Annotated in this window: 19 protein-coding genes and 3 pseudogenes; 5 read left to right on the top strand and 17 right to left on the bottom strand. The window is 65.4% G+C overall.

Annotated features, from left to right (window positions below):
* Positions 1-7: 7 nt before the first annotated feature.
* Positions 8-172 carry a Flp family type IVb pilin gene (locus AS156_RS01525; protein ID WP_066499018.1) on the bottom strand — a complete coding sequence of 55 codons (165 nt, stop codon included), beginning with the start codon at positions 170-172 and terminating at the stop codon, positions 8-10.
* A 168-nt stretch (positions 173-340) separates the two neighbouring features.
* On the opposite strand from AS156_RS01525, the gene AS156_RS01520 reads away from it, so the two are divergent.
* Complete coding sequence (locus AS156_RS01520) at positions 341-1225, top strand: 50S ribosomal protein L11 methyltransferase (protein ID WP_066499013.1); 885 nt, start codon at positions 341-343, stop codon at positions 1223-1225.
* Positions 1222-1701, top strand: coding sequence for a hypothetical protein (locus AS156_RS01515; protein WP_245312499.1), 480 nt, complete (start codon positions 1222-1224; stop codon positions 1699-1701). Before AS156_RS01520 ends, AS156_RS01515 begins: the two co-directional genes overlap by 4 nt.
* A 45-nt stretch (positions 1702-1746) precedes the next feature.
* On the opposite strand, the gene AS156_RS01510 is transcribed toward AS156_RS01515, so the two are convergent.
* Positions 1747-1932: a hypothetical protein gene (locus AS156_RS01510; protein WP_066499012.1), complete on the bottom strand. Its 186-nt coding sequence runs from the start codon at positions 1930-1932 to the stop codon at positions 1747-1749.
* Positions 1933-2201: 269 nt separating this feature from the next.
* On the opposite strand from AS156_RS01510, the gene AS156_RS01505 reads away from it, so the two are divergent.
* Positions 2202-4031 carry an aminopeptidase P family protein gene (locus tag AS156_RS01505; protein WP_066499011.1) on the top strand — a complete coding sequence of 610 codons (1830 nt, stop codon included), beginning with the start codon at positions 2202-2204 and terminating at the stop codon, positions 4029-4031.
* A gap of 281 nt (positions 4032-4312) precedes the next feature.
* Complete coding sequence (locus tag AS156_RS01500) at positions 4313-5614, top strand: multidrug effflux MFS transporter (protein WP_066499008.1); 1302 nt, start codon at positions 4313-4315, stop codon at positions 5612-5614.
* A gap of 158 nt (positions 5615-5772) precedes the next feature.
* On the opposite strand, the gene ligA is transcribed toward AS156_RS01500, so the two are convergent.
* From ligA to murB, 11 genes and pseudogenes are all read right to left on the bottom strand, one after another.
* Complete coding sequence (gene ligA, locus AS156_RS01495; RefSeq protein ID WP_066499003.1) at positions 5773-7920, bottom strand: NAD-dependent DNA ligase LigA; 2148 nt, start codon at positions 7918-7920, stop codon at positions 5773-5775.
* A 16-nt stretch (positions 7921-7936) separates the two neighbouring features.
* On the bottom strand, positions 7937-9625 hold the full coding sequence (recN, locus tag AS156_RS01490) for a DNA repair protein RecN (RefSeq protein ID WP_066498999.1): 1689 nt from the start codon (positions 9623-9625) through the stop codon (positions 7937-7939).
* Between the two features lie 13 nt (positions 9626-9638).
* Positions 9639-10544: an outer membrane protein assembly factor BamD gene (locus AS156_RS01485; protein ID WP_066498996.1), complete on the bottom strand. Its 906-nt coding sequence runs from the start codon at positions 10542-10544 to the stop codon at positions 9639-9641.
* A 251-nt stretch (positions 10545-10795) separates the two neighbouring features.
* A complete protein-coding gene (lpxC, locus tag AS156_RS01480) occupies positions 10796-11758 on the bottom strand; it encodes a UDP-3-O-acyl-N-acetylglucosamine deacetylase (protein ID WP_066498994.1) in 963 nt (320 codons plus the stop codon).
* Positions 11759-12110: 352 nt separating this feature from the next.
* Positions 12111-13910 (bottom strand): cell division protein FtsZ, encoded by a 1800-nt coding sequence (gene ftsZ / locus AS156_RS01475; protein ID WP_066498993.1) that lies wholly within the window; start codon positions 13908-13910, stop codon positions 12111-12113.
* 89 nt (positions 13911-13999) lie between these two features.
* Positions 14000-15316, bottom strand: a complete 1317-nt coding sequence (gene ftsA, locus AS156_RS01470) for a cell division protein FtsA (protein WP_066498988.1) — start codon at positions 15314-15316, stop codon at positions 14000-14002.
* Positions 15313-16196 (bottom strand): annotated as a pseudogene (locus AS156_RS01465) (cell division protein FtsQ/DivIB); the annotation flags it as partial. The pseudogene AS156_RS01465 and the gene ftsA, both read right to left, overlap by 4 nt.
* A 1-nt stretch (position 16197) precedes the next feature.
* Positions 16198-16318, bottom strand: a pseudogene (locus AS156_RS45875) (cell division protein FtsQ/DivIB); the annotation flags it as partial.
* Positions 16285-16582 (bottom strand): annotated as a pseudogene (locus AS156_RS43825) (D-alanine--D-alanine ligase); the annotation flags it as partial. The pseudogenes AS156_RS43825 and AS156_RS45875, both read right to left, overlap by 34 nt.
* Before the next feature lie 65 nt (positions 16583-16647).
* A complete protein-coding gene (locus AS156_RS01460; RefSeq protein ID WP_066498985.1) occupies positions 16648-17634 on the bottom strand; it encodes a D-alanine--D-alanine ligase family protein in 987 nt (328 codons plus the stop codon).
* The gene (gene murB, locus AS156_RS01455) at positions 17634-18557 is read right to left on the bottom strand and encodes a UDP-N-acetylmuramate dehydrogenase (RefSeq protein ID WP_066498981.1); all 924 of its coding nucleotides are present in this window, start codon (positions 18555-18557) and stop codon (positions 17634-17636) included. The genes AS156_RS01460 and murB overlap by 1 nt, the downstream gene beginning before the upstream one ends.
* A gap of 20 nt (positions 18558-18577) precedes the next feature.
* Between murB and AS156_RS01450 the strand changes: the two genes are divergently transcribed.
* Positions 18578-18913 (top strand): GIY-YIG nuclease family protein, encoded by a 336-nt coding sequence (locus AS156_RS01450; protein WP_066498978.1) that lies wholly within the window; start codon positions 18578-18580, stop codon positions 18911-18913.
* 56 nt (positions 18914-18969) lie between these two features.
* Here AS156_RS01450 and murC read toward each other — a convergent pair whose 3' ends face one another.
* The 4 genes from murC to AS156_RS01430 form a co-directional block, all read right to left on the bottom strand.
* Positions 18970-20373, bottom strand: a complete 1404-nt coding sequence (gene murC, locus AS156_RS01445) for a UDP-N-acetylmuramate--L-alanine ligase (RefSeq protein WP_066498976.1) — start codon at positions 20371-20373, stop codon at positions 18970-18972.
* Positions 20374-20600: 227 nt separating this feature from the next.
* Complete coding sequence (locus AS156_RS01440) at positions 20601-21440, bottom strand: class I SAM-dependent methyltransferase (protein WP_066499308.1); 840 nt, start codon at positions 21438-21440, stop codon at positions 20601-20603.
* Between the two features lie 37 nt (positions 21441-21477).
* On the bottom strand, positions 21478-22578 hold the full coding sequence (gene murG / locus AS156_RS01435; RefSeq protein ID WP_066498974.1) for an undecaprenyldiphospho-muramoylpentapeptide beta-N-acetylglucosaminyltransferase: 1101 nt from the start codon (positions 22576-22578) through the stop codon (positions 21478-21480).
* A 110-nt stretch (positions 22579-22688) separates the two neighbouring features.
* Positions 22689-23721, bottom strand: a 1033-nt coding sequence (locus tag AS156_RS01430; RefSeq protein WP_245312498.1) for a peptidoglycan glycosyltransferase FtsW, incomplete at its 5' end; no start/stop codon positions are given.

The raw sequence follows: 23721 nt of genomic DNA, 5'->3' as shown, positions 1-23721 counted from the left end.
AGTCGACTTACTTCAACGAGGTGCTGATAGAATTGAAGGTTGTGCTCAGCGCCGTGCCAACGCCATTCACCGCAGCGATAATGGCGATCGCGATGCCGGTCGCGATCAGGCCGTATTCGATGGCCGTTGCGCCGGATTCATTCCGCAAGAACTTAACGATAAAAGCGCTCATAATAGCCCTGCCCTTGAGTTGCTTTTGCCCGGAACGGAGAAATTGTTCCGGGGTTCGTACTACTACGGCAAAATCTAAGGTTGTCTAAACGCGTTACGTGTAGAATCTCGCGATAGTCGAATGAAATCAAAGTTGAAATTTTAACAAAATCCGCGCTACCGGCATTCGATGACCCCCTCCACGCACCGCGCCAGTGTCACCCTCCCCGACGAATCGACCGCCAAACGCGTGGTTGACGCGCTTTCCGAGATGTTTTTCGAGGATCAGGCCGCCTTCGCGGCGTTCGAGCGGCCTGACGGACGCTGGGACGTCACGGTCCATTTCGCCGACGCGCCGGACGAGGCGCTGTTGCGCGAACTGGTCGGACAGACCGTGGGACGAGATGTCGCAGCCGCCGTGGCGTTCGACACCGTGGAGGCCAAGGACTGGGTGAAAGCGAGCCTCGAGGATCTGGTCCCGGTCCCGGCCGGCCGCTTCGTCGTCCACGGCCAGCACGACCGGACGCGGATACCGCCGAACAAGCTCGGCATCGAGATAGAGGCGGCGCTCGCGTTCGGCACCGGACACCACGGCACAACGCGCGGCTGCCTGCTGCTGCTCGACCATGTACTGAAGGCGTATCGGCCACGCCGCGTACTCGATCTCGGCACCGGGACCGGCGTGCTGGCGATCGCCGCCGCCAAGGCGCTGCAGGACCGGGTGCTCGCGAGCGACATCGACGCGCCATCGGTGCAGGTTGCCGCAGAAAACGCCCGGCTCAACGGGACAGGACACCTTGTGGACGTGATCCGCGCCACCGGCTTCGCCCATCCCCGCTTCGCCGCGGACGGGCCGTTCGACCTGGTGCTGGCCAACATCCTGGCCAATCCGCTGCGGCAATTGGCGGGGCCGATGGCGCAGCACCTCGCCTCGTCGGCGCAGGTCATTCTCTCCGGCCTGCTGACCCACCAGGCGCCGGCGGTGATCGCCGCCTACCGCGCGCGCGGCCTGGTGCCGCTGCGCCATATAAGGATCGAAGGTTGGAGCAGCCTGCTGCTGCGCGCGGTAAAATGACCGCAGCCGGCAGACAGTGCGGCGACTGCACGCTCTGCTGCAAGGTGATGGCGATCGAGGAACTGGCCAAGCCCGTCAACGCGTGGTGCCCGCACTGCAAGCCGGGACGCGGATGCCAGATCTACGAGAGCCGGCCGGCGGAATGCCGCTCCTTCGCCTGCGTCTGGCTCGTCAATGAGCTCCTTGAGGAGCACTGGAAGCCGGGCAAATCGAAGCTGGTGCTGACGACGTCGAACGACGGCCTCGAAATCCGCTGCGATCCCGGCTTCCCCGATGCCTGGCGGAAGGAGCCGTTCCGAAGCGAGATACAGGAATGGGCGGTGTCGGGCGAGCCGCTCGACATGACCGTCGTCGTCATCGCCGGTCAGCGCATGACGCTGGTGACACCGGAGCGCGAGTTCGATCTCGGCATCGTCGGCCCGATGAGCGGATCGTGCGGGAACTCGAAGGTACCAAGGTCGTCAATGCGACCGTAGCGAAGGCGTCAAATCTGGAGCGGTAATTGCCGTCAGCGCGTTGGGCTATTCGGATGCCGCAGGTTCGCGATGAGCGATTGCGGTCTTGTCCTGCTTCGGCACGCGCCTGACGCGCGATTCGACCAATCGGCCCAGGAACTGGACGATGACACCGCGTTGCTTCTGTCCGACAGGCGCGACCGGACCGTGGTGGACCGGTGGTGTAATCTTCTCAAAGCTGAACGCAGGCATCGTGCATCTCCTCGCCGTTGAGTTGAGACACTCCTGGGCACTCCCCACTATCTTTGATGAACGGCTTGCCCTCGGAACCGTTGCGTCATTTCTAATGTTGATGCCACGATTCAAGCACAAGTTATGCCAAATTGTGAGCATGCTGGCCGCATTGCGGACCGGTCCAGCCGGACCTGGAGCGTGATGCGGACTCGAAGGGCCCTGTTAGCGAAAAGTGGATACCGATTTTCCGGCGAGATCAAGCTCAATCCAAAGAGAGTGCGAAGGCGATGTTCGAAGCTCATTTCCAGACATTCGAAGAACCCGAAAGCGGCGTGGCGCTGACCGCCCGCTTAAGCACCTTCCGCGCGGAACTGGCGCGGCGCAAGCTGACGGGTTTCGTGATTCCTCGCGCCGACCAGCAGCAGAACGAATATGTCGCCGCGTCCGAGGAGCGGCTGGCCTGGCTGACCGGCTTCACCGGATCGGCCGGGCTCGCGATCGTGCTCACCAAGCAGGCCGCGCTGTTCGTCGACGGCCGCTACACCCTGCAGGCCGGCAAGCAGGTCGACCGCAAGGCCTGGGACATCGAGCCGCTGGTCGATCCGCCGCCGGAGCACTGGGTGACGCGGCATCTCGCCGCCGGCGATCGCCTCGGATTTGATCCGTGGCTGCACACGTCTGCGGCAGCCGAACGGCTGGCCGCCGCCTGCGCCAAGGCCGGCGCCGAGTTCGTCGCGGTCGACAGCAACCCGATCGATGCGATCTGGACCGAACGGCCGGCACCGCCGCTCGGTCCGGTCACGATCCATGGCGCGCAGTTCGCGGGCGAGATCGAGGCGGAGAAGCTCAAGCGCATCCGGCTCGAGATCAACAAGCTCGGTGTCGATGCGCTGGTGCTGTCCGACAGCCACGCGGTGGCCTGGACATTCAACATCCGCGGCGCCGACGTCTCGCATACGCCGCTGCCGCTGTCCTATGCGCTGGTGCCGAAGGAGGGCCGGCCGCTGGTGTTCATCGATCACCGCAAGCTGTCGAATTCGACGCGCGACCATCTCGAGCAATCGGCAGACGTCGAGGAGCCGTCGGCGCTGACGCCGAAGCTCACCGAGCTCGCCAAGCGCGGCGCCGCGATCGCACTCGACAACGCGACCGCGGCGGACGCCCTGAGCCGCCTGATCACGGGCGCCGGCGGCAAGCCGGTGCGTGGCAACGATCCGACCAGCCTGTTGAAGGCGGTCAAGAACATGACCGAGATCGACGGCACCCGCACCGCGCACCAGCGCGACGCGGTGGCGCTGACGCGTTTCCTCGCCTGGATCGACCGCGAGGCTCCCTCGGGCTCGCTCACCGAGATCGACGCCGTCGAGGCGCTGGAGACGTTCCGCCGCCAGACCGCGGCGCTGAAAGACGTCTCGTTCCCGACGATTGCCGGCACCGGGCCGAACGGCGCCATCGTGCACTACCGCGTCACCCGCAAGAGCAACCGCCGGATCGAATCCGGCGACCTGCTCCTGATCGACTCGGGCGCGCAGTATGAGGACGGCACCACCGACGTCACCCGCACCATCGCGATCGGCCAGCCCACCGACGAGATGCGCGACCGCTTCACCCGTGTGCTGCGCGGTCACATCGCGATCGCCCGCGCGGTCTTCCCCGACGGCACCACCGGCGCGCAGCTCGATACGCTGGCGCGGCAATATCTCTGGCAGGCCGGCCTCGATTTCGAGCACGGCACCGGCCACGGCGTCGGCAGTTATCTCAGCGTGCATGAAGGCCCGGCACGGATCTCGAAGCTCGGCACCACGCCGCTGAAGCGCGGCATGATCCTGTCCAACGAGCCCGGCTACTACAAGACCGACGCCTACGGCATCCGGATCGAGAACCTCGAGCTCGTGATCGGCACCGACATCAAGGGTGCGGAGAAGCCGGTCAATGCGTTCGAGACGCTGACGCTGGCACCGATCGACCGGCGGCTGATCGAGGTGAGCATGCTGAGCGAGAGCGAACTGAAGTGGCTCAACGACTACCATGCCCGCGTCGCCAGCGTGGTGCGCCCGCATCTCGACGACAACCCCACGAAACTGTGGCTCGATGAGGCGACGGCGGCGCTGAAGTAGCCGCGCAAGCATCGTCCCCCACACTTGGTGTCATCCCCCGCGCATGCGGGGGATCCAGTACGCCGCGGCCCATCGGATTAAAACTGCTGCCTCTGGGATACTGGGTCCCCCGCTTTCGCGGAGGACGACAGCGGAATTCGCTACCGACGCCAGCAACCTAATTGCGCGGGACGAAACACTTCGCCGCGTCTCCCGAAATCGCATGGCCGCATGCCGAAACACACGTATTCCGCGCGGGCGAGATCGCTACAGTCCGATTGAGACGACAGGATCGGACCTGAATGCACGGCGTGATGGGCAAGCCGCCCGGCGCGGCCCAAGACAACATTAAAGACAACATCAAGGATAACATCGCGACATCGAAGGTCATGCTGCTGATGCTCGTCGTCATGACGGGCGTGGCGCCGATCTCGCTCTACATGCTGGTTCCGGCGCTGCCCGTGCTGGCGACGACGTTCGAGCGCGACATCTCGATCGCGCAGATGACGGTGTCGCTCTACATGGTCGGCATCGCGCTGTCGCAGCTGATCATGGGGCCGCTGTCCGACAAGTTCGGCCGCCGTCCGGTGCTGCTCGCCGGCCTCGGCCTGATGGTCGCAGCCGGCATCGGCTCGGTGTTTGCCCAAACCCTGCCGCAGTTGATCGCCGCACGCTTCTTCCAGGCGCTCGGCGGCGCCAGCGGCATGGTGATCAGCCGCGCCATCATCCGCGATCTCTATCCGCGCGAGCGGGTCGGTGCCATGATCAGCCTCGTCGTCGCCGCGCTGATGATCGCGCAGATGGTGAGCCCGCTGACCGGCGGCCTTCTCGAAACCGCGTTCGGCTGGCGCGCGATCCTCTACCTCATCACCGCAGCGTCACTGACGGTGACGGTCTTCATCGCGCTGGCCTTGCCGGAAACCCGCCGCGATCGCACCGACAGCCCCAGCTTTCGCGGCGACCTCGGCAAGCTGATGCGCAGCCGCGCCTTCGTCGGCTACATGCTGTGCCAGGTGCTGGCCTCGCAGATCATCTTCGCCTTCGCCGGCGGCGGCCCCTACATCGTGGTGACGCAGATGGGCCGCAGTAGCGCCGAATACGGCGCATGGTTTGCGTGCACGGGCTTTGCCTATCTCGTCGGCAATCTGCTGTGCGTGCGGTTCGCGCCGCGGCATTCGCTGGAGAAGCTGATCTGGTTCGGCCTCGCGCTGCAGGTCGGCGGCAGCCTGTTGAACCTGGTCTTGAGTTTCACCGGCATGAACCAGGCTCCGTCCTGGCTGTTCGGCACCCAGATGATCGTGATGGTCGCCAATGCCTTCGTGATGGCCAATTCCGCCGCCGGCGCTATCAGCATCCGTCCTGAAGCCGCCGGCACCGCCTCGGGCGCCATGGGCTTCCTGCAGCAGGGAATCGGCTCGCTGATCTCGCAATTCGGCGCCTATCTCGGCGGCCACTCCGCCACCACCCTGCCGCTGACGTCAGCGATCTTCGCGATCTCGCTCGCCTGTGCCTGCACGATGATCTTCGTCGTGCCACGGCGCAACGTGGTGGTCAGCGAGGAGCTGATCGAGCAAGCGGAGGAGGAGGAAGGCGGGATCATGTGAGAGGTGTGCTCGAGCCCTCTCTCCCGTCGTCATCCCCGCGAATGCGGGGATCCAGTACGCCGTGGCTGATCTGTATTCCATTGGTGCCTCTGGAATACTGGATCACCCGCATGCGCATGCGCGGGTGATGGCGGCGGAGAATGAGGCGACAGCGCCGCTCACTCCCCGATCAGCTTCAGCCACTCGTCTTCAGTCAGCACCCGGACGCCGTGCTTCTGCGCTTCGGCGAGCTTCGAGCCGGCGCCGGGCCCCGCGACGACATAGTCGGTCTTCTTCGACACCGAGCCGGCCGCCTTGGCGCCAAGCCGTTCGGCCGTCGCCTTGGCCTCGTCGCGCGTCATCTTCTCGAGCGAGCCGGTGAACACCACCGTCTTGCCGGCGACCGCCGAATTACTCTTCGGCTTCTCGGCGTCGACGATCTCGCCGAGCTCCTTGGTCAGCCGATCGACGATGCCGCGATTGTGGCTCTCGCCGAAATAATCCGCGATGCTCTTGATCACGGTGTCACCGATCTGGTCGAGCGCATCCATTTCTGCGATGGCTTCCTCATCGCCCTTGGTGACCTTGAGGCAGGCATCGTGGAATGCGTCCCAGGAGCCGTAGCCGCGGGCCAGCGCCAGCGCCGTGGTCTCGCCGACATGGCGCATGCCGAGCGCATAGATGAAGCGCTCCAGCGAGATCTTGCGGCGGCTGTCGATCGCGGCGAACAAGTTGCGCACCGAGGTTTCGCCGTAGCCCTCGATCTCCTCCAGCTTGAGCTTCGCATTGCGCTTCGGCAGCGTGAAGATGTCGGCGGGTTCCGTCACCCATCCCTCGTCGAAGAAATACTGCAGCTGCTTCTCGCCGAGGCCGTCGATGTCGAAGGCGCGGCGCGACACGAACAGTTTGAGATGCTCGATCTTCTGATAGGGACAGGCGAACTCGCCGCTGCAGCGGGCGCGCGAGCCCTCCTCGCCGGTCGCGGTTTCCTCGCGCACCACGTCGGTGTGCAGCTCGCACGGGCACTTCTTCGGGAAGTGGAATTCCTTGGCGTTCTTCGGCCGCTTGTCGATCACGACATCGACCACCTGCGGGATCACGTCACCGGCACGCTGGACCACGACGGTGTCGCCGATCCTGATGTCGCGGCCCTCGCGCAGCACCTCGCCCTTGTTGCCGATGCCCTTGATGTAATCCTCGTTGTGCAGCGTGACGTTCTGCACGATCACGCCGCCGACGCCGACCGGCTCGAGCTTGCCGACCGGGGTGAAGGAGCCGGTGCGGCCGACCTGGATCTCGATATCGCGCAACACGGTCATCGCGCGCTCGGCGGGGAATTTGTGCGCGATCGCCCAGCGCGGCGTGCGCGACACGAAGCCGAGCCGTTCCTGCCAGTCGATGCGGTCTACCTTGTAGACGACACCGTCGATATCGTAGTCGAGCTCCGCGCGCTGCTCCTCGATCTCGCGATGGAACGCGATCAGCTGCTCGACCGAGCGACACAGCCTGGTCAGCGGATTGGTCTTGAAGCCGCAGCGCTCGAACCAGTGGATCATGCCGGTCTGGGTCTCCTCCGGCATCGCGCTCATCTCGCCCCAGGCGTAGGCGAAGAAACCGAGCGGACGCGATGCGGTAATCGTCGGATCCTTCTGCCGCAATGAGCCCGCGGCCGAATTGCGAGGATTGGCGAAGATGGTGTCGCCGGCGGCCTTTTGCCGCTCGTTCAACGCCAGGAACGCCTTCTTGGTCATGTAGACCTCACCGCGCACCTCGCAGATATCGGGTATGTTGCGGCCCTTGAGCCTCTCGGGCACGTCCTCGAGCGTGCGGATATTGGCGGTGACATCCTCGCCTTCGGCGCCGTCGCCGCGCGTCGCGGCGGTCACGAGCTCGCCGCCCTCATAGCGCAGCGACATCGACAGACCGTCGATCTTCGGCTCGGCCGAGAAATCGATCTTGTCATCAGGCAATTTCAGAAAGCGTGTGATGCGCCCGACGAAGTCGATCACGTCCGCTTCCGCAAACGCGTTGTCCAGCGACAGCATCGGGACGGAATGGCGGACCTTCCTGAAGCGTCCCGACGGCGCCGCACCGACCTTCTGCGACGGCGAGTCCGAGGTGACGAATTCGGGAAAGCGCTTCTCGATCGCGTTGTAGCGCTGCCGCAGCGCATCGTATTCGGCGTCGGTGACGCTGGGCGCGTCGTCCTGGTAGTAGCGCTTGTCGTGACCTTCGAGCTCAAGCGCCAGCCGGGTCAGCTCGACCCTGGCCTGGGCCCTGGTGAGCTTGGCGACGTCGACCAGCGCTTTCTTCGCTTTGGTGGCCATGGATGCGCGCCGCCGCTTAAGCCGTCGCCGCGCGCAGCAGGCGCTCGGCTGCCGCCCGCGCCTCGGCGGTGATCTCGGCGCCGGCCAGCATGCGCGCGATCTCCTCGCGGCGGTGGTCGGCGGCGAGCGCGTTGACGCGGGTGGCAACGCGCTTGCCCTTGTCGAGCGCGTCCTTCGAGATCAACAAATGCTGGCCGGCACGCGCGGCAACCTGCGGCGCATGGGTCACCGCCATCACCTGCACCTTGCCGGCGAGGCGCGACAGCCGCGAGCCGATCGCATCCGCCACCGCGCCGCCGACACCGGTGTCGATTTCGTCAAACACCAGCGTCGGCGCCGAGCCGCGATCGGCGAGCACGACCTTGAGCGCCAGCAGGAAGCGCGACAGCTCGCCGCCGGAGGCGACCTTCATCATCGGTCCGGGCTTGGTGCCCGGATTGGTCTGGACCCAGAATTCGACGCGATCGATGCCCTGAGGACCCGGCGAGGCCGCATTGGTCTCGATCTGGGTCATGAACTTGGCACGCTCGAGCTTGAGCGGTGCGAGCTCGGCGTTGACGGCCTTGTTGAGCTTCTCGGCCGACTTGACGCGCGCCGCCGACAGCTTGGCGGCGGCGGCGCCGTAGCGCTTGTCGGCTTCACCGGCCGCCGCCTCGAGCTTCTTCAAGCGGTCGGCGCCGGCATCGATCAGCGCGACGTCGTTGGCGTATTGGGCCGCAAGCGCCGCGAGCAGGTCGACCGGCGTCGAATATTTGCGCGAGGCGGCACGCAGCGCGAACAGCCGCTCCTCGATGCGTTCGAGCTCGGCCGGATCGAAATCGGTCGCCGCCAGCGCGGCATTGAGATGCTGGTCGGCCTCTTCCAGCGCGTTGATCGCAACATCGATCGCCTTCACAGCAGGTTCGATCAGCCCGGGCGCGTTGCCGGCGCGCCGCTCCAGCCGCCGCACCGCGGCCGACAGGGTCGCCACCGGCGAATGCGAGCCGCCGATCGCCTCCTGCGCCTCGCGCAGGTCGGTTGCGATCTTCTCACCCTGCATCATCGTCGTGCGGCGGTTGGCGAGCTCGGTCTCCTCGCCCTCCTTCGGCGCCAGCGTCTTCAGCTCCTGGGAGGCGTGACGCAGATAGTCGGCCTCGCGCGCCGCGCGCTCCATGCCGGCGCGATGCTCGTCGAGATCGGCGTTGGCGGTGCGGCGTGCGTCCCACAGCGCTTCCAGCGCCATGACGTCCTTCTCAAGCCCGGCGAACGCGTCGAGCAGCTGGCGATGTGTCGAGGCGTCAACCAAGGCGCGGTCGTCGTGCTGGCCATGGATCTCGACCAGCGCCGCGCCGACCGCTTTCAGGGTCTGAACGCTGATCGCCTGGTCGTTGACGAAGGCACGGGTGCGGCCGTCGGCCAACTGCACGCGGCGCAGGATCATCTCGCAAGAATCGTCCTGACTCGCGTCGTCGAGGCCGTTCTCGGCCAGGATCCTGGCGGCCGGATGTCCCTTCGGCACGTCGAACATCGCGGTGACCTGCCCCTGCTCGGCGCCGTGGCGCACGAGACTGGCATCGCCGCGGCCGCCGAGCGCCAGCGCAAAGGCATCGAGCAGGATGGATTTGCCGGCGCCGGTTTCACCGGTCAGCACCGCCAGGCCACGGGAGAATTCGATATCGAGCCGTTCGATCAGGACGATGTCACGGATCGACAGACGCGCCAGCATGCGAGGACAATTCCTAGCCGAGACCTATCTTCTTGAAGGTCCGGCTGATCCAGGACCCCTGATTCTCGCTCGGCTCGAGACCGCCGGACTTTACTAGATTATAGGCGTCCTTGTACCAGCGGCTGTCCGGAAAATTGTGCCCGAGCACGGCGGCTGCGGTCTGTGCCTCGCCGGCAATACCGATCGCCATATAGGCCTCGGTGAGCCGGTAGAGCGCCTCTTCGACGTGGCGGGTGGTCTGGTACTGCGTGACCACCGTCTTGAAGCGGTTGATCGCCGCGGTGAAGTCGCGCTTCTCCATGTAGTAGCGGCCGACCGCCATTTCCTTGCCGGCGAGCTGGTCGCGCGCAGCCTCGATCTTGGTCTTGGCCGAGGTGGCGTATTCAGAGGTCGGATACTTGCGGACCACCTCTTCGAGCGCCGCGATCGCCTTCTCGGTGCGGCCCTGGTCGCGGGAGATGTCCGGGATCTGGTCGAAATGCGATGCTGCGATCAGGTACTGGGCGTAGGCCGCGTCCGGACTGCCGGGATGCAGCGTGACGTAACGGGTCGCAGAACCGATGCAGCTATCGTAGTCGCCGGCCTGGTAATAGGAGTAGGCCGACATCAAGAGCGACTTGCGCGCCCACTCTGAATAGGGATGCTGCCGGTCGACTTCCTCGAACTTCTTCGAAGCGGCCTTCAGATCCTTCTTCTCGTTCATCATGTACAAGCCCTCATTGTAGAGCTTGTCCGCGGGCTCATCGACGAACGTGTCGTCCTTGGCCATGAACTTGTCCCACAGCGCGCCGGTGCCGCAGCCGCTGAGCGGCAGCGCAAGCACGACAAGGCCCGCCGCGAAACGCAGCGCGCGGGCGGCCCGCTTCAGGCCGGAGACGTCAGAATGATCGAGTTCGAGCGTCATACGCTTTGCCGACATGAAATATAGAACCTGACGCCTTTGATGCGGTTAACGGCGAAGCCCACTTCGTCCATGAACCGCGATCATGGACACCAAAAACCCCGTACCATTGGCGCCGTGTCGCGCGGGCGCCGGCCTGTTTAGCCAAAAAATGGCCGTTCACCAACCGAATACGTAGCCATTCCGCCCGGAATAAGGCGACCGGACACGCCTGTGACCTGCTGTGGAGACTGCGGAAATCTGGACCTGAACGACGTCGGCCGTGACGCTCAGGACACGTCCGGGCCGTACGCCGGGGCAATCAAGCCGCCCACCGTGCCTGCGCCGGCCTCGACGTGGCTGCGGGATGGCCGCCGTGCGGTTTCCGCCTCGACCACTCGCCACGCACTGCGGTCGGCGAGAAACGCCCGCAGCACCGCGTTATTAAGCTTGTGACCGCCGCGCTTCGAGCGGTAGATGCCGAGCAGCGGCAGGCCGGCCAGCGAGAGGTCGCCGATCACGTCGAGAACCTTGTGGCGGACGCATTCGTCGGCGTAGCGCAGCCCCTCGGGATTGAGCAGGCGGGTTTCGTCGAACACCACGGTATTCTCGAAGGACGCGCCGAGCGCAAAGCCCGCGCTCCAGAGGCGGGCCGTGTCGGCTACGCAGCCGAAGGTCCGGGCGCGTGCGATGTCGCGACGGAAGCCTTCCGGCGAGAGATCGAAGGACAAGCTCTGGCGGCCGATCACCGGGTTGGTGAAGTCGATCTCGACCTCGGCGCGGAAACCGCCGGCAAACGGACGCAGCTCGCCGACCGATTCGCCCATCTTGACCTGCACCGGCTTCAGCACTTGGATGAAACGGCGGACGGCGGGCTGGGTGACGATGCCGGCCTGATCGATCGCTGCGACGAACGCCGCGGCGCTGCCGTCCATGATCGGAACTTCGGGACCATCGACCTCGATGATGGCGTTGTCGACGCCCATGCCGCGCAGCGCGGCGAGTACATGTTCAGCGGTGGAAACCAGCGGACCTTCGCGGTCACCCAGCACCGTCGCAAAATCTGTTGCGATCACGCCGTCGGCAGTGGCCTGGATTTCGCGATCGGCACCTTCAAGACCGGTGCGGACGAAAACGAAACCGGCGTCGACCGGCGCGGGTCCCAAGGTAAGATTGACAGGTTGACCAGAATGAACGCCGACGCCCGTCACGGTGGCTTGCGACCGAAGCGTTGTTTGGCGGCTAAATTTCATTCGATAATGCCCACACTACCCGACTTCACTCAAATCAAGTGGCCAACTTCCCCAAGGCCGACTCGCTTGAGCTCCCCAAGTCACGGGCAGACCATAGTGTTTGGCCCAAACCGCGCCAACTCACGCTTCTTTACCGATTGTTACCCCATCTCTGCCGCATTCGCGCCCAAGGTTAACCAAATTGCGACAGCGAAACGGGCCTTCCGAAACGCGCCACCTCACCACGAAAAGAATAATTAATCATTTAATATCAGTCGTTTGATCACCGGACTCTGACACGATCTCAGCCCAAAGACAAAGGCCCCGGCGGTTCCCGCCGGGGCCTTCTTGGTGGTCAAGGTTGTAACAAACTTCAGTTGGCCTGCCGGCGCAGGAAGGCCGGGATATCAAGATGGTCGTCGCCCTGTGGCACGGGTGCAACAGATGCCGGCCGCCCATGAGCGTCCAATCCCTGCGGCGCGGGCCGCTTCGCATATTCCGATACCGGTGATTCGTTCTGGGCGATCTGCTGCGCGACGCTGCGGGCCGACCTGCGCTCGGGCAGCGGCGGCATCGTGGGCATCGCGGGACCTGAGGCGCGGGCCGCGATCGGCGGCTCGGTCTCTTCGTCGCGACGGCCGAGGCCGACATTGGCGAGCCGCTGCAGCAGCGACAACCGGGTCTTCTGCGGATGTTCCTCCTCGCCCTCGCCGCGGGCCTGGCGGAGTTCCGCCTGCGCCGGCATCGGAAGGTCCTCGAACTTCGGCATCCGCGGGGCGCGGACCGGGGAACGCTCGGCCGCTTGCGGGATGAAGGTCTCGGGCGGCATCGGCTCGTGCTGCTCGGCCCGGGCCACGTCGTGATCGGGGAACAGCGACGGCTTCTGGGCGATCGGGCGCACGGTGACGTCACCGTAGGACGCCGGCTGCATCGGCGCAGCAGGGTGTTCCGGGGCAACCGCGGCAGCGATCGCTGCGAGGGCCGCACGCTCGACATTATTACCGGCCGGAGGACGCGGCTGCGGTGCAGCGGCGGACTGCGGCGCGGCAATCGGAGCAACCGTCACGCCGGTAGGCGGATCCAGCTTCTGCGCGCGCTCGGCGAGACGCTGGTTGTCGGCGCGCAGGCGCGCGGTGAGATCGGCCAGCCGGCTCTCCGGCGAACCACCCGACTGCGGTGCGGGCGCCTGGGCTCGGGAAGCGATCGCGGCCTGCTCGATGCCGGTCGCAACCACCGAGACGCGGATGACGCCGTCGAGCGATTCGTCGAAGGTGGCGCCGACGATGATGTTGGCGTCGGCATCGACCTCCTCGCGGATGCGGGTGGCGGCTTCGTCGACCTCGAACAGGGTCAGGTCCTTGCCGCCGGTGATCGAGATCAGGAGGCCGCGGGCGCCCTTCATCGATGAGTCGTCGATCAGCGGGTTGGCGATCGCGGCTTCGGCGGCGGTCAGCGCGCGCTTCTCGCCGGTGGCCTCGCCAGTCCCCATCATCGCCTTGCCCATCTCGCGCATCACGGCGCGGACGTCGGCGAAGTCGAGGTTGATCAGACCCTCCTTGACCATCAGGTCGGTGATGCAGGCGACGCCCGAATAGAGCACTTGGTCGGCCATCGCGAAGGCGTCCGCGAAGGTGGTCTTCTCGTTGGCGACCCGGAACAGGTTCTGGTTCGGGATGATCAGGAGCGTGTCGACCACCTTGTGCAGTTCGGCGATGCCGGACTCGGCGGTGCGCATGCGGCGCTGGCCTTCGAAGTGGAACGGCTTGGTCACGACGCCGACCGTGAGGATGCCCATCTCGCGCGCGGCCTTGGCGATCACGGGTGCAGCGCCGGTGCCGGTGCCGCCGCCCATGCCGGCGGTGACGAACACCATGTTGGCGCCGGTGAGATGATCGCGCAGCTCGTCGATGACTTCCTGCGCGGCGGCTGCGCCGACATCGGGCTGCGAACCGGCGCCGAGGCCCTGGGTGACCTGGGTGCCCATCTGGATGATGCGCTGCGCCTTCGACATGGTCAGCGCCTGCGCGTCGGTGTTGGCGACGACGAAGTCGACGCCCTGCAACCCGGCGGTGATCATGTTGTTGACGGCGTTACCGCCCGCGCCACCGACGCCGAAGACAGTGATCCGCGGTTTCAGCTCGCTGATGTCAGGGGGGGTCAGATTGAGTGCCATGGTTGCCTCTCTCGATTACGCGCGCGTTGGTTCGCCCCGGCCGGCGGCCGCGGGAGTTGGTGAAAATGCCTTGAGCCGAAGTGCGGTCATCAGAAGCCCTCGCGAAGCCATCGTCCGACCTTTCCAAAGTAACCGTCAGTCCCTGTCTTGAGCTGCCGCGTGCGCCGCGGTTCGACATGTTCAAGATGAGCGTATTGCGGATAGACCAGCAGGCCCGAGGGCACCGAGAACGAGGCGCCCTTCGCCTCGCTCGGCAGCCGGCCGAAGCCGAGCGGGCGGCCGATGCGGACCTGGCGGTTCAGGATGCGGGTGGCAAGCTCGACGGTGCCGGTGAGCTGGGACGCGCCGCCGCTCAGCACGACGCCGGCCCTCGGCTCAGCCGCAAAGGGGGAATCCGCGAGCCGGTCACGGACCATCTCAAAAATCTCCTCGGCGCGATGCCGGACAATGTTCGCGATCGTGGCGCGGGACACGATTTGCGGAGTCTCCCGATCATCGCCTGCAGTCGGGACGGACATCAGCTCGCGCGAATCCGAACCACCGGTCAGCACCGTGCCGTATAAAGTCTTGATTCGCTCGGCATCCGCAATGCACGCTCCGATGCCGCGTGCAAGATCCATCGTGATGTGTTGCCCGCCGAGCGCAAATCCGGACGCGTGCACGAAGCGCCCGCCGGAATAGGTCGCGATCGTCGTCGATCCCGCGCCCATCTCGACGACGGCAGCACCGAGGTCGAACTCGTCGTCGGTCAGGACCGACAGGCCGGCGACATAGGGGCTCGCCGCCATCGCTTCGACGTTGAGATGGCACCGTTCGACCACGAGCATCAGGTTCTTGGCGACGGTGGCGTCCGACGTCACCACGTTCATGTCGACGCCGAACTGCCGCGCCACCATGCCGCGCGGATCGCGGATGCCCTTGACGCCGTCGAGCGCGTAGCCGACCGGCAGCGCGTGCAGAACGGTGCGGCCCGCAGCGGTGGCGTGGCGCATGCCGGCCGAGGTGACCCGGCTGATGTCGTCCGACGTGACCGAGCCGCCGCGGATATCGGCAGCGGCTTCAACGAGTTGACCATGCAGCCGGCCGCCGGACACCGACAGCAGGACGGACTCGACGCGGACCTTGGCCATGCGCTCGGCCAGCGCCACGGCATGGCGCACCGCCTTCTCGCATTCGGTCAAATCGACCACGGAGCCGGCCTTGACGCCGCGCGACTGGATCTGGCTGTAGCCGATCAGCTCCACCGCATGGCTGCGGCCGCGCAGTGCCTCGTTCGGCGGCGAGGGCTTCAGCCGCGCGATCATGCAGGCGATCTTGCTGGAGCCGACGTCAAGCGACGCCACCAGCGCGGTGCGCTTCTGCATCGGACGGGTCTTCGGGGTCAGGTTGCGGTCGAGGCCGGTCATGCGGTGTCACCCGGCTTCTTCTTGGGCTTCTTGTCCTTGAACAGCTCTTCGCGCGCCTTGGCGGCGTCGTCGGACAATTGCACGACCAGGCGATCCGGCAGGCGCATGTCGATGGCGACGATGTCGCGCGAGAATAGCTTCTCGTCCTTGTCGAGCTTGGAGAGCGCGGCGAGCGCATTGCCGACGTCGTTCTCGGGCAGGCGAACGTCGAGGCCGTCCTTGAGGCGCAGGTTCCAGCGCCGTTCGCCGACATAGATCGCGGCCTTGGTCACCGAACGCACCTGCGGATAGCGATCGAGCAGCGCGAGGAAATCATGAGCGTGGGACTCGGCGCCCTTCCCCACCACCAGCGGCAGTTTCAGGAAACGACGCGTGACATAGGGTTCGAGCACCGCACCGTCGGAGGCGATGACGGCGAGCTTGCCGTCCTCCTGCCACAGCGCGAATGCGGAGCGCTCGACGATGTCGATCTGCAGCCGGCCTGGATAGAGCTTCAGGATCGTGGCGTCGGCGATCCAGGGATTGGCCTTCAGCCGGTCGCGTACGGTCTCGGCGTCGAGGAAGAGCAGCGAGGAGCGGCCATTGATGCCGCCGATCGCGAGCACCTCGTCCTGGGTCAGCTGCTTGCGGCCGTTGATGCCGACCGTGGTGATGCGGAAACCCGCGGCATTGGCGAGCGCGTTACGGGTATCGTTCAGCGCCGTGACGAACTCGTCGACATGGCCGCCCCTGACGATGCCGAAGCCGGCACTGCCGAACAGGATCGCGAGCGTCGCGGCTAGGCCGACGCGGCGCGGCAGATAGCGCTCGATCGTCTGGATGAAATGATTCGGTGGCTCGCGATCGATCACCGGCTGCTTCGCGGGACGCTTGCGGCGGGNGGGCGAGCCAGGCGCCGGCTTGCTCGCGCAGCAGCACCGCCGCTCCAATAGCGGCTGCCCTCAGGTCAGCTTGAGGCCCCAGCGATCTCACCGATCGAGCGAGGCGTCCTGCACCATCCATTGCACGAGCTCGTCACATGTTGTGCCCGCAAACTGCGCGGGTCCCGGCACAGGTGACGTCTCGGCATTACCGGTGGGATAAGAGTGGCCCCCTGTTCCCTGGTTGCGATCCTCGAAGCGGTAATCCGCGACAGCTCACGCCCCGGCAGCCAAGCGCTACATGCGCCGCCAGCGTTAACCTTCGGGCTTCCTGGTAAACAAACGGTAAATGCCCGCAGCCTGGAGCGTGTTTTGATCAACCCTGTGAGTACTTTGCCGCGAACTCGTTAGCATTTTAGCAACAGGCCGGTTCCATTCCGGCCGGGAACCCTGGGTTCCCGCCCTATCCGGCTACTTCCGCGCGCGCCGCCGGGCAAGTTCGATCTGGTCGTGCAGGAAATCGGCAAAGGCGATGCCGTGCGCCTTCAGGGCCTTCGGGTACAGCGAGGCCGCGGTGAGCCCGGGCAGCGTGTTGGTCTCGAGATAGACCGGTCCCTTGGCCGACACGATGAAATCGCTGCGCGAATAGCCGGAGCAGGACAGTGCGCGATGCGCGCGCAATGCGTGGTCCATGATCGCGGCGCTGACCTCGGGCGCGAAGCGGCCGGGGCAGATCTCCCGGGTCGATTTCAGGAGGTACTTGGCTGTGTAGTCGAAGCCGCCCTCGGCCGGCACGATCTCGATCGGCGGCAGCGCGAACACCCCACCATCGGATTGTTCGAGCACGCCGCAGGTCGCCTCCACGCCCGACACGAACGGCTCGATCAGATAATCTTCGGTCGTCGCGGCATTGCGCACGGCGACGAGGTCCTGCTTCGCATTGACGAAGATCAGCCCGTAGCTCGATCCGTCCTTTGCCGGCTTCGCGATCAGTCTGCCGTGTTCGGCAAAGGCCCGATCGATCTGCTCGAGCGCAATGCCCTGCGGCGCGTTCACGCCTGCGATCGCTGCGAAGCGCTTCGCCGACGGCTTGTCGAAGGCTAGATGCGACGACGCCGAACCGGAGCCGGTGAACGCGATGCCGCGCATCTCGCACATCGCCTGCAGCTCGCCGTTCTCGGCGCGGCCGCCATGCAGGCCGAGCACCAGCACGCGCGCTTCCGCCGCAGCCTTGTCGAGCGCCTGCGCGAGGCTGATGCCGCGATCATCGGGCTTGAAGTCGACTTCGAAGGGACGGGCGTGATTGAGCAGCTTCTCGGACGTGACGGCATGCACGGTGTCGTCGACGTCCCAGAACCACAGCTCTGCGTCAGGTAGCGCGCGGTGCAACGCCTGCGCACTCGCCACCGAGACCAGTCGCTCCTTGTTGGTGCCGCCGAACAGAATGGTGACCTGCATCAGCTCTTCCCGATCCCGATCCGCTTGATTTCCCAGTGCAGCTCGATTCCGCTGGTCTGCTTGACGCGTTCACGCACCGTCTCACCGAGCGTCTCGATGTCGTGCCCGGTGGCGTTGCCGGTGTTGATCAGGAAATTGCAGTGCATCTCCGAGACCTGCGCGCCGCCGACCTTCAGCCGACGGCAGCCGGCGGCATCGATCAGCTTCCAGGCGCTGTTGCCGGGCGGATTCTTGAAGGTCGAGCCACCGGTCTTCTCGCGGATCGGCTGCGCGGTCTCGCGATGCGTCTGCACGTCCTGCATGCGCGCGCGGATCGCGGCCGCATCGGTGACCTTCCCGCGGAAGCGTGCCGAGGTGAAGATCACAGACGGATCAACGCCGCTGTTGCGATAGACGAACTTCATATCGGCATTGCTGAAGATGTGTCTGGTGCCGTCGCGGCCGATGCCGGTGGCCTCCACCAGCACGTCCTTGGTCTCGCCGCCATTGGCGCCGGCGTTCATGCGCAGCGCGCCGCCGATCGTGCCGGGAATGCCGAAGAAGAATTCCATGCCGCCGATGCCGGCTGCAGCCGCCGTCTCCGCCACCCGCTTGTCGAGCGCCGCAGCGCCTGCGGTGACGATATCATCGGCCGCGCCGGTCTCGCCGAAGGCGCGTGGCGCGAGCCGGATCACCACGCCCGGCATGCCGCCGTCGCGCACGATCAGATTGGAGCCGACGCCGATGACATAGACCGGCAGCTCCTTCGACAGATGCTTCAGGAAATACGCGAGATCATCCTCGTCCGCCGGCGTGAACAGCACCTGCGCCGGCCCACCGACACGAAACCAGGTCAGCTCCGCCAGCGACTGGTTGGCGAGCAGCCGCCCGCGCAGCTCGGGCATCGCGGCTTTCAGATCGGGCGTGATGTCAGGAAAGGTCAAGAAAACCCTCTCAGGCCGTCATGGCCGGGCTTGTCCCGGCCATCCACGTCTTGCAGTATCTCGGCATGGCAGGTGGATACGTCTATTTTCTGACAAACCGTCCGAACGGCGTTCTCTACGTCGGTGTAACAAGCGATCTCGTTCGCCGGATATTCGAACACCGTTCCGGATTCGTCGAAGGCCTCACCAAGCGGTACGGTTTGAAGCGACTGGTCTACTTCGAACAATTCGATGACATCCGTGACGCCATTCAACGCGAGCACAATATCAAGCATTGGCCCTGTGCCTGGAAGATCCGTAAGATCGTCGCCACGAACCCGGACTGGGACGACCTCTTCGACACAATCGCAAGTTAAAGACGTGGATGGCCGGGACAAGCCCGGCCATGACGAGATTGAGGAGTGCGTCTCCATCACCCCAGCGCCTTCAATTGGTCGGGCAGCGCGTAGGCCCATTGCGTGATGTTGCCCGCACCGAGACAGACGACGAGGTCGCCCGGCTTCGCGAGCCCGTGGACGATCTTGGCGAGCTCACCGGCATCAGGCAGCGGGATCACGCTGCGATGGCCGTGGGCGCGCAGGCCAGCGGCGAAATGGTCGCGGTCGATGCCTGATATCGGTGCCTCGCCGGCCGGATAGACCTCCGCGACCACGACCGTATCGGCGTCGTTGAAGCAGGTGCAGAACTCCTCGAACAGCGACTGCAGGCGCGTGAAGCGATGCGGCTGCACCACGGCGATGATCTTGCCCTGGTAGGACTCGCGTGCAGCCTTCAGCACCGCCGCGATTTCGACCGGGTGATGACCGTAGTCGTCGATCACAGTGACGCCATTCCATTCGCCGGTCTTCGTGAAGCGCCGCTTGACGCCGCCGAAACCCACGATGGCCTGGCGGATCGCATCGTCGGAGGCTCCGAGCTCGTGCGCGACCGCGATCGCCGCCGTCGCGTTCGAGGCGTTGTGACGGCCGGGCATTGGCAACACGAGATCGGCAATCTCATGCGTCGCACCGGTCTTGCGGTTGCGGATCGAAACCTTGAACTTCGATCCGCCGGCGATCGGCGTGAGATCCATCAGCTGCGCATCGGCCTGCGGATTCTGGCCATAGGTGATGATGCGGCGGTCCTCGATCTTGCCGACCAGGCTCTGCACCACGGGATGATCGATGCACATCACGGCAAAGCCGTAGAACGGCACGTTCTCGACGAAACTGCGGAACGCGTCCTGGATCGCCTCGAAGGTCTTGAAGTGATCGAGATGCTCGGGATCGATATTGGTGACGATGACGACGTCGGACGGCAGCTTCAGGAAGGTGCCGTCGCTCTCGTCGGCCTCGACTACCATCCAGTCGCCGGCCCCGAGCCGCGCATTGGAGCCATAGGCGTTGATGATGCCGCCATTGATGACGGTCGGATCGAGCCCGCCGGCGTCGAGCAGCGTCGCCACCATCGTGGTGGTCGTGGTTTTGCCATGGGTGCCGGCGATCGCGACGCAGCTCTTCAGCCGCATCAGTTCCGCCAGCATCTCGGCACGGCGCACCACCGGAATGCGCCGCGCGCGCGCCGCCACCAGCTCCGGATTGTCGCGCTTGATCGCAGTCGAGACCACGACGACATTGGCGCCGTCGACATTCTCGGCCTTGTGGCCGACCGACACCTTCGCGCCCTTCTTGCGCAGCCGATCGAGATTGTAATTGTCCGAGGCGTCGGAGCCCTGCACCGTATAGCCGAGATTGAGCAGCACCTCGGCGATGCCGCTCATGCCAATGCCGCCGATCCCGACGAAATGAATGGGTCCGATCTCGCGCGGCAGTCTCATGATCCGGTTCCTGACATCCTCATCCGCCTGTGCGATCTTCGCTGCGGGGCGGACAATCCAGCTTCTGTGCGCGCCTCAAATCAGCGGCGCGGATTATTGGATGCCCCGCTTTTCCCATGCGTGACAAGGGCTTTTTCCGGTCCTGCGCCGTGGAAATGTCGCTATCATCGGCTACCTGCCGGCGGCTGTGATCGAAGATCACGGACATCTCCCTATCGGCCCAGCGGCTACGCCGCTCCCGGTCGCGCAACACGCGCCGCGGCCTCATCCTGCATGTCGATCACCCGCAGATAGTTGCGCAGGCGGTTGGTCTCGAGCACGCGCAGCAGCTTGTTCTGGTGGTAGGGCAACACGAGCTCCGCGAGCCGCGCGCTCCAGGCAGCGTTCATGTCGAACAGCACGCCGAGTCCGAACACAGCCGGAATCTCGGCGAAGCCGAACTCCTTGCCCTCCCCGAGCTGCTCCGCCAGGAAATCATCGATCGCGGTCATCACGCCGTTGCGCGCGCCGCCGGCGACGGTTGCGAATGCGAATTGCCCCATGCCGCGAAAGCCACGGCCTTCCGTTAGGCTTGCGCGATCCAGCGTGGCGCCCCCGTCATAACTATGCGGATGACGGTACTCGGCGGGAATCTGGTCGGGCGCATAGTAGGCGTCGCGTCGCCCGCAGGGCCAGCCGACATCGTGAAGGAAGATCAGAACGGGCTTGCCAGCGCGGTGGCTGATCGCCTCGATCTGCCGCAGCTCATGATAAACGGTGTACCAGTTGTGGTCGCCATCGACGATCCAGGCATCGGCGGAATCGAGCTTGCCGAACGCATCGAGGCTGGTCTTGGCCACGTGACGCACATTGGGATTGGCGGCCACCCAATCGAGGAATTCGCGCTTCGGCGCCGGATCGATGCTGGTGAGTTGGCCGCCTTGTACGCGGCAGTGCTCGGCGAGCAGCGCCGACATGCCGCCGTACTCCGCGCCGATCTCGACAATGCTTCGCGCGTCTGCGAGGCGCAGCGCCTCCAGGATCAAGTCCGAGAATTCCGAGACGGAGTGAATCAAAAGACCCGTCATGAACAACCCTCCCCCGGCTTCCTGCCGGATTGGCGCATCAAATCCCGGCCACTTTCATCACGAGATCGGCGAGCTGTTCCGCGGCATCGAGCCGGCCGGCGCCGCGCGCGCCTTGCGCCATCGCGGTCAGCTTCGCAGGCTCAGCGGCGAAGGCTGCGATTTCGGCCGCCAGGCGATCGGGTGTGAAGTCGGACTGTGCGATGCGGATTGCGCCGCCGACCTGCGCCAGCACACCGGCGTTGGCGAACTGATCCTGGTCGATCGCGCCCGGCAGCGGCACCAGGATCGAAGGCCGGCCGATCGCGGCGAGCTCGGCGACGGTGCCCGCGCCCGCACGCGAGATCACCAACTGGCTCGAGGCCAGCCGTGCCGGAAGGTCGGAGAAGAACGGCGCGAGCTCGGCATTGATCTTGAGCCGGTCGTAGACGGCACGCACCCGCGCCATGTCCTCTTCGCGCACCTGCTGGGTGATGATCAGGCGGCTCCATGATGCAGGGTCGAGCTTCTCGATCGCAGGCGGCACGATATCGCTCATCACCCGCGCGCCTTGGCTGCCGCCGACGACGAGCAGGCGCAGCGGTCCATTCGCTCCGGGCGAGGCATATTTCACCGCCGCGGCAGCGAGGATCGCCGGCCGCATCGGCGTGCCGACAGTGGTCGCCTTGCCGGCAAGCGCGGGATCGCGATCGAGCACACCGGGCAGCGAGGTCGCGATCGCGTTGACGCGGCTGGAGAGGAAGCGGTTGGCGCGGCCGAGCACCGCATTGGCATCGTGGATGATGCCGGGCACACCGAGCAGGCGCGCGGCCATCAGCGGCGGCAGCGTGGGGTAACCGCCGAAGCCGACAACGGCCGTAGGTTTCAACCGGCGCACCATATTGGTTGCGACCAGCGTGCCGTAGCCGAGCGTCAGCGCGGTCCGTGCCAGCGAGAGCGGATTGCGACCACGCACCGTCGCGCTCGGCACCAGATCGATGCTGTCCCTGGTGAACAGGCCGCCGTAGCGCAGCGCGCGGCCGTCAGTCGCCAGCCGGACACGCAGCTCACGCCGCTGCAATTCCACGGCGAGCGCTTCGGCGGGGAACAGATGGCCGCCGGTGCCGCCGGCCGCCAGCAGAATCAAGGGCGCTTGGTCCATGGCAATCTCTTACATCGTCATTGCGAGCGAAGCGAAGCAATCCATTGCAGTTCAGGTCGGATAGACGGATTGCTTCGTCGCGTTGCTCCTCGCAATGACGAGAGGACTGGTTAAGCGTAGGCGCGCAGGGAACTCGCGCCTTCCATCGATTCGATTTCGGTCCGAGGCCGCTGCCGGGTCAGCGCCAGCATCATGCCGACGCCGTAGGCGAGCGACACGAACGAGGAGCCTCCATAGGAGATGAACGGCAGCGTCATGCCCTTGGCCGGGATCAATTGCAGATTGACCGCCATGTTGATCGTCGCCTGCACGCCGAACAGGATCGCAAGTCCCGACGCTGCGAAACGCGCGAACACGTCCTCGGTGGCATAGGCGCGCGTCAACGTGCGGATCACGATGAAGGCGAACAGCGCCACCAGCATCAGGCAGAGGATGATGCCGAATTCTTCCGCCGCGACCGCGAACACGAAGTCGGTGTGGCTGTCAGGCAGGCTGCGTTTGGCGATGCCCTCGCCCGGCCCGAGCCCGAACCAGCCGCCGTTCCAGAACGCTTCCATTGCGGTATCGACCTGGAAGGTGTCGCCTGAGGCCGGGTTCATGAAGCGCTTGATGCGGCCCGCGACGTGCGGCACCAGAAGATAGGCGCCGAACAAGCCCGCGCCGGCGGCGCCGGCGAGCCCGAACACCCAGATCATCCGCATGCCCGCGATGAAGAACAGCGCGCCCCATACCGTCAAGATCAGCATGGTCTGACCGAAATCGGGCTCCATCACCAGCAGCGTGACCAGCATCAGCAGGAGCACCAGCGCCATCGAGGTCGCCGGCATCTCCGGCCGCTTGGTCGATTCGGCAAACAGCCAGGCTGCGACGATCACGAACGCGGGCTTTGCGGCTTCGGAGGCCTGGATGTTGACGCCGAGCAGCGTGATCCAGCGGCGCGAGCCCTTCACCTCCGGACCGAAGAGAAGCGTCACCACGATCAGTGCGATCGAGACCGCGAACACGATCAGCGCGGTGCGCCGGATCTGCCGCGGCGTCATGAACGACACCCCGATCAGCACGATCACCGACGGCACCAGGAACATGACGTGGCGATTGAAGAAATGGAAGGGGTCGAGCCCGATACGCACGGCCACCGGCGGG

It is taken from the genome of Bradyrhizobium macuxiense (assembly GCF_001542415.1).
In the GTDB taxonomy this organism is placed as follows: domain Bacteria; phylum Pseudomonadota; class Alphaproteobacteria; order Rhizobiales; family Xanthobacteraceae; genus Bradyrhizobium; species Bradyrhizobium macuxiense.
Note: the sequence above shows the minus strand (reverse complement) of the source record. Positions and strands in the feature narration are given on the sequence as shown.